The organism is Candidatus Eisenbacteria bacterium (genome assembly GCA_016867495.1).
Taxonomy (GTDB): domain Bacteria; phylum Eisenbacteria; class RBG-16-71-46; order CAIMUX01; family VGJL01; genus VGJL01.
In genome coordinates, this window is the sequence record VGJL01000081.1 from 1 (window position 1) to 10922 (window position 10922).

The following is a 10922-nucleotide window of genomic DNA, read 5'->3' on the forward strand; positions in this document are numbered from 1 at the left end:
GTCGGCGTCAGGGAGCGTGGATACGCCCTCGTCACCCTCCACCGCCCCTCGAACGTCGATCAGGAGGAGGATCTGCGGCGGATCGTGGAAGTCCTTGCCGAAACGGCGCGCCGCCTTCCGGTCGTCTTTCCGGTGCACCCGAGGACCCGGGCCTGCCTGGCCGACCGAGGCATGCTCGCCGGCCTCGAGGCGGGCTCCGCCATTCACATCCGCCCTCCGGAGGGCTACATCGACTTCCTTCGCATGATGATGGGGGCGCGGATCGTCCTGACCGACTCGGGGGGAATCCAGGAGGAGACGACCGTCCTGGGGATTCCTTGCCTGACGATGAGGCAGAACACCGAGCGGCCGATCACGATCAGCGCCGGGACCAATCGCCTCGTCGGTTCCGATCCCCGCCGCGTCCTCGACGCCGTCGATCAGGCGCTGGCGGAGCCGCCTGCCCATCCCAGAATCCCCGATCTGTGGGACGGCCGCGCGGCGGGCCGGATCGTCGAGATCCTCGAGAGGATCTACGCCTGATGGGACGATCCCTCCGGGTCGGGATGCTCCTCGACCGGACCTTCCCGCCCGATCCCCGTGTGTCGAACGAGGCGAGATCCCTGGCCGGGGCGGGATACGAGGTCCACATCCTCTGCCTGCGCCACGGCCGCGAGCAGCCGGAGATCGAGGACTGGCGGGGAATCACGCTCCACCGGCTCCTGATGCCCCGCTGGTTCTACAGGAAGGCCTCGGCGCTAAGCCTCGACCTTCCCGCCTACAGGTGGGCTCTGCGCGGCGCCCTCGATTCCCTGATGAAGCGCTCCGGAATCGAGATCCTCCATCTCCACGATCTCCCCATGGTCGCGGAGGGCCTCCGCGCCGGCCGGAAGGCGGGCGTGCCGGTGGTGGCCGATCTCCACGAGAACTGGCCCGCCGCCCTGGCGACCTACGGGTACGCCCGGCGCTTCCCCGGCCGAATCCTGATCTCCCCCTCGCGCTGGGCGGAACATGAGCGGCGGGCTCTCCCCCACGCCGAGCGCGTCATCGTCGTCGTCGAGGAGGCGCGCGATAGGCTCATCGGGATGGGGATTCGATCCGACAGGATCGAGGTGGTTCAGAACACGGTCGACGAGGATGAGTTCGACGGTTTCGGGATCGACCCCCGGATCGTGGAGCGCTTCGCGGGCCGCTTCGTCGTCTCCTATCTGGGAGGCTTCGAGCGTCACAGGGGGATCGAGACGGCGGTGCGGGCGATGCCGGCCCTGTTGCGCGCCGTTCCGGACGCCCTGCTCCTCCTCGTGGGGACGGGCTCGACCGAGAGCCAACTGCGCGCCGAGGCCGAGCGTCTCGGCGTCGCGCGGAGCGTGGCCTTCGAGGGATGGCAGCCCTTCGAGCGCTTCCCCAGCTACATCTCCGCCTCGGCCGCCTGCCTGATTCCGCACCTGAGGAACGACCACACCGACACGACCATCCCGCACAAGCTCTTCCACTACATGCTGCTCGGCAGGCCGGTGCTGGTCTCCGACTGCAGACCCCTCAGGAGGATCGTCGAGGAGTGCCGGGCCGGAATCGTCGTTCCCTCCGGGGATCCGGCGGCGCTGGCGGAGGCCGCGGCGCGCCTCGCCGACCCGTCAGCCCGGGCGGCCCTGGGAGAGGCCGGACGGGAAGCGGTGCGGCGGAAGTACAACTGGAGCCTCGACGGGGGACGCCTTGTTGCGCTCTACCGAGAGCTCGAACGGCGGCGCTGAAGGAGTCCGACCCCCGCGAGCGCCAGGAGCGCGAGCGCCCCGACCCTGCTCAGGTTCCTTCCCCATCGGAACGCCGGCGACGCGCAGCGCATTTCCACCGATCGCGCGCCCTCCGGGACGACCAAGGCCCGCAGGCAGTGATTCGTCCTCAGGATCTCCGCGGGACGGCCATCGATCGTCGCCGTCCATGCGGGCGGGTAGTAGATCTCGCTCACGACAAGAAGGCCCGGGCCTGGCCCCTCCCCAACCTGGAGTCTGACCGTTCGAGGGCTGGATTCCTCGATCCGGACTTCCCGCGCCGGCAGTCCGTCCCGGGGGAGATCGGGGGCCTCGTTCCCGACGAAGACGGCCCTCGCCTCCGGATCGAAGTCGGGCCGAGCGATCATCCGCAGCGCGTCCTCCCGATCGGAGCCGACCGTCCATCCCCGGACGAACCAGGCCCTGGGCAGCCAATCGGCGTACTCGTAGACTCCGTCCGCGACCCGCCGGAACGAGGGATGCTCCGGATCGACTGAGGCGAGCAGGTAGCGGACATTCAGCATCGAGAGGACCGACGGTGACTGGAGGAGCTGCCGATCCAGCAGGTCCTGGTAGATGCGCAGCTTGGCCGGCTGGTATCCGCCCACGCTCGTGACTCCGAAGGCGGCGAACCGGTTGGATGAGGCCTCCTCGATCGGCAAGACGCGGAAAGGCCCCTCTTGCGCCTGCAGGAAGGCGATCTCGGGACCCTTCTTGAGGGTCGCCTCGATCTGGCCGCGGTCTACCGTCTCGACGAACTTGCCTCCCACCAGGATGAGATCGACGACGAGGATGGCGCCCAAGACAGCCGCCCCCGCTGGAGGGCGCAGCCTGCGGAGCAGCGGGACGGCGCCGAGAAAGAGGCCGAGCAGGATCATCCCGCGCACGATCGAAGCGATCCTCAGGTCCCATCGCTCGGCGCGCAGCCCCGCGAGATCGGCCGGGGAGAGGGACTGGAGCTCGCCGGGCCGCACCCAGCCGGTCCCCGAAGGGCCCGCCGCCCTCGAGGCGAGTCCGACGACCAGGGCGATCAAGGCGATCGCCAGAGCCGCCCCGGCGGCGAGGTACCACCGGCGCCCGGATGGCTGTCTCCCGCCGCGCCGCGCCTGTGTTCTTCCCAGGGGGAGAGAGTCGAGACCCCGCGCCAGGAGCAACCCGAGAGTCAAGGGCAGGAGGGAGTAGATCATCGAAGGGACGCGGAAGCGATTGAAGTAGGGAAGAAGGTGATAGAAGGGCTTGTAGAGAACGGGGAAGTGCTCGCCGAAACCGACCAGCAGGATGACCAGGGAGATCCCCAACCAGATCCAGCTCCTGCTGTCGCGCCGGGCGGCGAATCCGAGGAGCACGGCGGCCAGGAAGAGGATCCCGAAGTAGTGGGTGCTCTGTGTGAACGGAAGCGGTCCGAAGTAGGTCGCCCCCTTCAACCCGAAGAACTCGGGGAAGAGGAAGCTGATGAGCTCCCGCGGAGGGAAGGACCAAGCGGTGGCGTAGTCCCAGCCAGTCCCTCCCCCCTCCGATGAACCGCGGATCGAGTACGGGGCGTACTCGCGAACAGCCAGCACCGGCTCCGCCATCAGGAGAAAGGCGGCTGCCCCCGACGCGGCGAGGAAGGCCGCGAGCTTCATGAGACGCGCCGCCGGCCACGCTCTTCTCTCGGCGAGCAATCGCCCGGCGAGGTAGAGAATCGCGACCATCGCGGCGTAGTAGAAGATCTGCGGATGGTTGGACCAGCCGAGCATCGCGAGGGAGAGGGCGAGGCCCGCGGCGGCAAGCGGGCCGGGGCGCTCCAGCAGCAGATCGAGCGCGAGCAGCACGAGGGGCGCATGCATGAGGGCGCGCAGCTTGGTGCTGTGGCCGGCCTCGACCACGCCCGGGACATAGGGAGTGAGGACGAATCCCAGCGCGGCCGCGGCGGCGGCGGGGACGCTCACTCCCTGCCGGCGGAAGAGGAAGAAGGCCGAGACCCCGCCGAGGAGGAACAGGAGGTAGTAGCGCATTCCCCTCGATCCCTTGAGGGGTTTCAGAAGCCAGTCGATCGGGCTCAGCGGATTCGCCGGCGTGTAGACATAGCTTCCGTAGGAGGGCATTCCCGCGAAGAGATGCGGAATCCACTGAGGGACCTCGCCCAGCGAGCGCTGTGCCTCGACTCCCCATACCCCAAAGGGGCGCACGCTGATCGTGTCGGCCGCTGCCGGCTCCTCTCCGCCGAAGATCATCGATGCGTAGAAGAGGAGAGGCAGCAGAGCGATCGCCGCCAGAGCGAGGAGAAGCGCCGAACGGCCCTTCCCGCCGCCTTCGATCATGCCTCGGTCCTGGGTCATCCTATCCCTCCCCCGTTCCGGTCCCGGCGATGTCGCCGGGCGCAATGCCAGGGATGCCTCTCCACAGCGGGCCCGCGCGGCCCGCGCACACCGTTGAACGATCCGGCCCCGGCGGCTAGGCTCTCTGGGACCTGCTTGATTCGAGCGAGCATCGACCTGCCGCGCGGGGGGAGAATCCTTCGATGGGTCCGAGGAACCACGACACGGTCGCGCTCTTCGAGGAGGCCGCATCCTGGGACGCCTTCGGGGACAACCCCTACCTCGAGGAGCGCAACCGGATCGTCCTCTCGATGCTCCCGCAGGCTGCGCAGAGCGTCGTCGACGTGGGGTGCGGAAACGGAGTCCTCCTCCGGGCGCTCGCCCTCTCTCGGTCGGTCGTGGGGCTTGATCCGAGCCGGAGAGCTCTCGCAGCGTTCGAGGGGCCGAGGGTCTGCGCCCTGGGGGAGCGGCTGCCGCTGCGGTCCGGAAGCGTCGATGTCGCCTGCGCCCTCGAGGTCCTGGAGCATCTGGACGGCGCGTCGGTCCTGGCCTGCTGCGCGGAACTCTCCCGCGTGGCGCGGCGCTGGATCCTGATCGGGACGCCCGACCGGGAGAACCCGCTTCGCAACGCCCTCAGGTGCCCCAGATGCGGAGAGATCTTCAACCGCAGCCACCATCTTCAGAGCTTCGACGAGTCCCGCATCGCCTCCCTCTTCCCGGAGTTCGCCCCTCTCTCCGTCAAGAACGGCGGACAACGGGTGCGAGGATATCTCAGGCCTCTCCTCTGGCTGCGACATCGTCTCGCAGGTCGCTTCTACAGCGGGCCGGGCGAGACGCGAGGGCTCTGTCCCGCCTGCGGAAACCGCGAGTTCCCTCGATTCCGGCACAATCTCCCTTCCCTTATGCTCGATGGAGTGAATCGGCTTCTGAGCCCAAGGCGTCCGTACTGGGTCCTGGTGCTCCTCGAGAGACGCCAAGACGGCAGGATAGGCGGCGCGGCGTGATCGGTCAAACCATCCCTTCGGCCGAGCGCTCCGTCCTGCTCGTCACCTACTACTTCCCTCCCGCAGGAGGCCCGGGCGTCCAGAGGATGCTCAAGTTCGCGAAGTACCTGCCCTGCTTCGGCTGGAGGCCGCTGATCCTGACCGTGCGCGAGGACGCCGCCTACCCTGTTCTCGATCCGACATTGCTCTGCGACATCCCCGCCGCCGCGCGCGTCGTTCGAACCGGGATCACGGAGTTCTACGGAGTCTACAAGGGGATCTCGAAGGCTCGGGGCCCCCTCGACATCAGCACGCGCAGCGGCCGCGAGGGCGCATCGGCTCGAATCCTCCGCTGGATCAGGGCCAGCCTCTTCATCCCGGACGGGCGCGTCGGATGGATCCCGCACGCCGTTCGGCCCGGACTCGGGCTCGCGCGGCGAGAGGGAGCCCTTGCCGTCATGAGCTCCGGCCCCCCCTTCACCGGCCATCTGATCGCCCGGAAGATCCGGAGCCGGCTTCGCCTGCCGTGGGTCGCCGACTTCCGGGATCCGTGGACCCGGGCGCCGTTCTATCCGGAGCGGCCCGCCCTAGCCCGTTGGATCGACGAGCGCCTCGAGCGGAGCGTGGTGCGCGAGGCCACGAAAGTCGTCTCCGTGAATCGCGAGATCTTGGACGACTTCCGCGAGCGACACGGAGAGCCGGGTGCAGAGCGGTTCCTTACGATTCCGAACGGTTTCGACCAAGAGGACTTCGAGGGCCTCGAGCGGGAGATTCCCGAGAAACTGACCCTGGTTCACACCGGAAGCCTCTTCGCCTCCAGGGATCCGCGGCCGCTCAGGGAAGCGCTCTCGACTCTCTGTCGTGAGGAGCCCGGCTTCGCCGAAGGGACCGAGATCATTCTCGCGGGGAGAGTCGACGACGATGTCGCCGGGGCCTTCGGCTCGCCGCCCCTCAGCCGCATGGTCCGATTCCCGGGCTACCTCCCCCACAGGGAGTCCCTCCGCCTCTTGATGCGGGCCCACATCTGCCTCCTCTTCATCGGGGAAGAGAGACAGTCGCGGGGCATGTTGACCGGCAAGCTCTTCGAGTACCTCGGGAGCGGCACGCCGGTGCTTGCGATCGGCCCCGAAGGGGAGGCGGCCGATCTGATCCGGACCTGCCGGGCCGGGACGATTCTCCCCCCCGGGGACGAGGGTCGATTGCTCGAGACGCTGCGGGCCCTCTGGAGGCGCCACCTGGCGGGAGAGCCGGTCCTCGACTCCCCCGACAAGGAGGCCGTCGCAGCCTTTGGCCGCAAGAGGCTCACAGGGCGCCTCGTCGCTGCGCTCGATGAGATCACGAGGGGCATATCGGATCCAGCCTCCTGCTGCTAGGATCATCCGGGGAGGAGGGGAGGAACGATGGGTGGAATCGGGTTTGCGCTGATCGGCTGCGGGAAGATAGGCGGAAAGCACGCCAAGATCTTGCCTGCCCTGCCCGATGTCGCGCTCCTCTATGCGTGCGACCCCACGCGGTCCAGGGCCGAGGAGCTGGCCGCCTCCGTTCCCGGATGCACCGCCACCACCGACATCGGCCGCGCCATCGGCGATCCCAGGGTCCAGGCCGTAGCCATCTGCACGCCCAGCGGCACCCACGCGGATCTCGGCATGCAGGCCGCGCGCGCGGGCAAGCACGTCATCATCGAGAAGCCCCTGGCGCTGCGTCTGGACGAGGCCGATCGGCTGATCGAGACCTGCGATCGCCGGGGGGTCAAGCTCTTCGTCGTCCAACAGAACCGCTACAACAGGCCCGTTCAGGCGCTGAGACGCGCCCTTGAGTCGGATCGTTTGGGCCACATCTTCCTCGGCACGGTACGGGTCCTCTGGCACAGGACTCAGGACTACTACAACGAGGAGGCATGGCGCGGCACCTGGGCGCAGGACGGCGGAGTGCTCACGAACCAGGCGAGCCACCACATCGATCTCCTGATCTGGATGATGGGCGATGTCGATTCGGTCTTCGCCCGGGGCCGGACGGTTCTGCACCATATCGAGACCGAGGATACGGGTGTGGTCCTGATGCGTTTCCGCAACGGCGGCTACGGAGTGGTGGAGGCGACCACCTGCGCGCAACCCCGCGACCTGGAGGGATCCCTGGCCCTCTACGGCGAGGGGGGGACCGTCGAGATCGGCGGCTTCTCGGCGAACGATCTCAAGACCTGGAGTTTCAAGGACCCGCGGCCGGAAGACGCATCCGTCTTCGAAGACCACGGGAAGAACCCCTCGGAGTTCGGATACAACCACAGGGCCTTCTATCTCGACGCGATCGCGACGCTGCAGTCCGATCGGCGCGGGCTTCTCGACGGCATCGAGGGACGCAGGAGCCTCGAGGTGATCAACGCCATCTATGAATCGATCGAGACCGGGCAGGAGGTCTTCCTGCGATTCGAGCCCAAGCGTTGCAAGCTTGGCGTTCCGGAGGGGCGGAGGAGATAGGATGGGAACGGAGACCGCGAACAAGATCCCGCTCGTTGACCTGAAGGCGCAGTATGCCGCGATCCGGGGCGAGATCGACGAGGCCATGCGCCGCGTGCTCGAGACCACCGCCTTCATCGGCGGGCCCGAGGTCAAGGCGCTCGAGGAGGAGTTCGCCGGCTTCTGCGGCGCCTCGGCGGCCGTCGGGGTCTCCTCGGGAACGAGCGCGCTCCACCTGGCGCTCCTCGGCGCGCGCGTGGGGCCGGGCGACGAGGTCGTCACCGTCTCCCATACGTTCATCGCGACGGCGGAGATGATCGTCCGCTGCGGGGCCCGGGTCGTCTTCTGTGACATCGACCCGGCCACAGGCAACATGTCGGTCGACGATCTTCGCCGCAAGATCACGCCCCGCACGAAGCTGATCCTCCCCGTCCACCTCTACGGCTGCCCGGCGGAGATGGACGCGATCCTCGCGGCCGCCGCCGAGGGGGAGATCGCCGTCATCGAGGACGCGGCGCAGGCGCATGGCGCGACCTATCGAGGCAGGCGCGCCGGCGGGATCGCCCCGCTCGGCTGCTTCAGCTTCTACCCAGGCAAGAACCTGGGCGCGTACGGCGACGGAGGCATGGTCACATGCCGGGACGCGGCGACCGCGACATGGTTGCGCAACCTCTCGAATCACGGCAGGCGGGACAAGTACCTCCACGACGAGGAGGGTTACAACTACAGGCTCGACGGGATCCAGGCCGCCGTCCTCAGGGTCAAACTCCGCCATCTGGAGCAGTGGAATGAGGCGCGGCGGCGCGCCGCGGCCTGGTACGACACGCGCCTCGCGGGACTGCCTGGGGTCGAGATCTACAGGTATCCGGCGCACGTCGTCCCCGTCTATCACCTCTATGTCATCCAGGTCGACGACAGGGACGCGGTCCTCTCCCGCCTGCGCGCGGGCGGGATCGACGCGGGCGTGCATTATCCGGTTCCGCTTCACCTGCAGCCCGCCTACAGGCACCTGGGATACCGATCGGGCTCCCTGCCGGCAACGGAAAGGGCAGCGAGCCGCTGTCTCTCGCTGCCCATCTATCCGGAGATCACCGAGGCGCTCATCGATCAGGTCGTGGAGGGGCTCCGCGCGGCGATGCGCTGACGCCGGCGCGGGCGAACCGCCTCACTCGAGCTTGACAACCCTCCCGCTGTCGCGATACGCCCCGGCCTCCAGCCGGTAGAAGTAGATTCCGGGGGCTGCCGGATGCCCCTGGTCGTCCCGCCCGTCCCAGACGGACGAGAAGCTGCCCGGCCCCAGCTCGCTCCTCTCCCGCAAGACCCGAAGAACGCGGCCCGAGAGATCGAAGAGAACCAGTCGCACGGGGGCCGTTGCGGCCAGGTCATAGCGGATGACCGTGGGAGCGGGGCCGCGGAGCGGGTTTGGGGCCGCCGGATGGAGGCGAGTGATTGCGGGAACCAGGAGCGGGCCGGCGACCGGAGCCGGGTCGAGCCCCTCGATGACGACCAGCCGCTGATCGGCGGCCACGCCCGTGATCTGCTGCGTGTCCCCTCCCGGCCACTCGATCTCGAGGGCGCTCACCGCAGTCTGACTGCCCAGGCCGAAGGTGACGATCAGATCCTGCTCCATCTGGTCCGATGTCACGTACCGGACCTGCTGGCCTCGCCCGGTCACGACCTTGACGCGCGCTCCAATCCCCGCGCGGTTGCTGCTCCTTCCGATCAGTCTGACCTGGAGCCAGTGGTTCGAGCCGGTGGAGGCGTTGCGAAGGAGGGTATTGCAGTTGGCAGGGCTGTAGTGGGTGAAGTAGGGATCGAGATCGCCGTCGTTGTCGCAATCGGCTCGGGAGAACTTCGTCCAATTGTAGCCCTCCCAGATGAGAAGGCCCGGGGTCTTGTCAGTGAAGTTGCCGGCTCCATCGTTCAGGAAGAGGCGGCTCCTATCGCCGCTGTTCACGAGGTACAGGTCGAGATCGCCGTCGTTCTCGACATCGAGCCAGGCGGCCTCCACGCAGTGCTGCGTGTCGTTGATCGGCGCCGCCGTCACATCGACGAACGTCCCCCCGCCGTCGTTGCGGAAGAGCCTGTTCGGGACGCCCCAGGTCCCGATGACCAGGTAGACGTCGAGATCGCCGTCGTTGTCGTAGTCGCCCCAGCAGGAGGAAGTGCCTTCCACGATATTCAGAGGGGCGGACGAGACATCGACGAAGGCGCCGCCGTCGTTGCGCAGGAGCTTGTTGGCGGCATTCCAGATGTTCAGGTAGATGTCGATGTCGCCGTCGTTGTCGTAGTCGATGCACGCCGCCCGCGTCGTATAACCGTTGTACCCCTCCGGGCCGCTCGTCACATCGGTGAAGACGCCGCCGCCGTCGTTGCGCAGCAGCCGATTGGCCGCGGTGGAGCGCGCTAGGTAGAGGTCGATGTCGCCGTCGTTGTCGTAGTCCACCCAGGTCGGAGAGGGCCCCACGCCCTGGCAGAAGAGAGGGCCGGAGGTGACATCGGAGAAGCCCCCCGCGCCGTCGTTGCGGAAGAGCCTGCTGCATCCCGAGTTGTAGTTCGGAAGGTAGAGGTCCAGGTCGCCGTCGTTGTCGTAGTCGCCCCAGACGCCGCCGTAATTGTCGAGGGAGGACTGTCTCAGGATCTCGGGCGTGACGTCCGCGAACAGGCCGGCGCCGTCATTGCGGTAGAGGCTATTGCCGGCGGGGCGGAAGCGGGCGACGAAGAGATCGAGGTCGCCGTCGCCGTCATAGTCCGCCCACGAGGGGGATCCCCCCGTGCTGTTGATCGGCGCCGCGGTGATGTCGACCCACTCGTCCAGCCGCGCGAAGGCGGCCCGGAGATTCGGCCTGGGGCCGATGTTGCCGGCGGGCGGGGTGACCTGGGGCGTGCCGGTCTCCTTCAGCACATCGCGGATGTAGGCGGGATGCAGAGGGAAGCGGGAGGAGATGTTCGCCTTGTGGTATCCGGAGCAGCACGCTACCGCGCCGGCGACGATGGGGGATGCGCTCGAGGTGCCGTCGAACCGGTCCGTGTAACGGTAGTCGACGCCCTCGGCGTTGTAGAGGTAGCCGTAGCCCGTCGTGACCACGTTCTCTCCCCAACCCTGCAGATCGACCCTCGCCCCGTAGCTGGAGAAGGAGAGCCTCTGGAGATTCCCCTCCGGATAGGTCCCCCCCGCGTAGGCCCCGCCCGCCCCTACGATGATCGCTCCCGAGTCGCCGAACCAGTTGAGGCCGTCGAGGTTCACGTTTCCGTTGCCCGCCGCTTCCACGACATGCATCCGCTTGATCGCGAGGACCCACTGGATGCTGTTGTAGACCCCGTTCTCCGTCTGATTCGGGGTGCTGTCGGTCCACCACTCGATCGGCACGAAGCCGCGTCCGGGGAGATTCCATTGATGCTCGATCAGAAGGACGCTGCCGGCGGGGAACCACCCCG

At 67.8% G+C, this 10922-nt stretch carries 8 protein-coding genes; 6 read left to right on the plus strand and 2 right to left on the minus strand.

All coding sequences use genetic code 11. The annotated features are described in order from the left end of the window. On the plus strand, positions 1-522 hold a 522-nt coding region (locus tag FJY88_08555), incomplete at its 5' end, for a UDP-N-acetyl glucosamine 2-epimerase (GenBank protein ID MBM3287383.1). Further along, a complete protein-coding gene (locus FJY88_08560; GenBank protein MBM3287384.1) occupies positions 522-1730 on the plus strand; it encodes a glycosyltransferase family 4 protein in 1209 nt (402 codons plus the stop codon). The genes FJY88_08555 and FJY88_08560, both read left to right, overlap by 1 nt. On the opposite strand, the gene FJY88_08565 is transcribed toward FJY88_08560, so the two are convergent. Then, positions 1703-4300: a hypothetical protein gene (locus tag FJY88_08565; protein ID MBM3287385.1), complete on the minus strand. Its 2598-nt coding sequence runs from the start codon at positions 4298-4300 to the stop codon at positions 1703-1705. The two genes, FJY88_08560 and FJY88_08565, sit on opposite strands and share 28 nt — an antisense overlap. Between FJY88_08565 and FJY88_08570 the strand changes: the two genes are divergently transcribed. The 4 genes from FJY88_08570 to FJY88_08585 are packed head-to-tail and all read left to right on the plus strand — an operon-like array spanning position 4252 to position 8628. Further along, entirely contained in the window at positions 4252-5052 is an 801-nt protein-coding gene (locus FJY88_08570) for a class I SAM-dependent methyltransferase (protein ID MBM3287386.1), read from the plus strand. The genes FJY88_08565 and FJY88_08570 overlap by 49 nt on opposite strands. Beyond that, positions 5049-6404: a glycosyltransferase family 4 protein gene (locus FJY88_08575; protein MBM3287387.1), complete on the plus strand. Its 1356-nt coding sequence runs from the start codon at positions 5049-5051 to the stop codon at positions 6402-6404. The genes FJY88_08570 and FJY88_08575 overlap by 4 nt, the downstream gene beginning before the upstream one ends. Positions 6405-6431: 27 nt before the next feature. Further along, positions 6432-7505, plus strand: a complete 1074-nt coding sequence (locus FJY88_08580; GenBank protein MBM3287388.1) for a Gfo/Idh/MocA family oxidoreductase — start codon at positions 6432-6434, stop codon at positions 7503-7505. A 1-nt stretch (position 7506) separates the two neighbouring features. Next, positions 7507-8628: a DegT/DnrJ/EryC1/StrS family aminotransferase gene (locus FJY88_08585; GenBank protein ID MBM3287389.1), complete on the plus strand. Its 1122-nt coding sequence runs from the start codon at positions 7507-7509 to the stop codon at positions 8626-8628. A gap of 21 nt (positions 8629-8649) precedes the next feature. Here the strand turns inward: FJY88_08585 and FJY88_08590 are convergent. Further along, positions 8650-10922: hypothetical protein (locus FJY88_08590; protein ID MBM3287390.1), on the minus strand; the 2273-nt coding region annotated here is incomplete at its 5' end.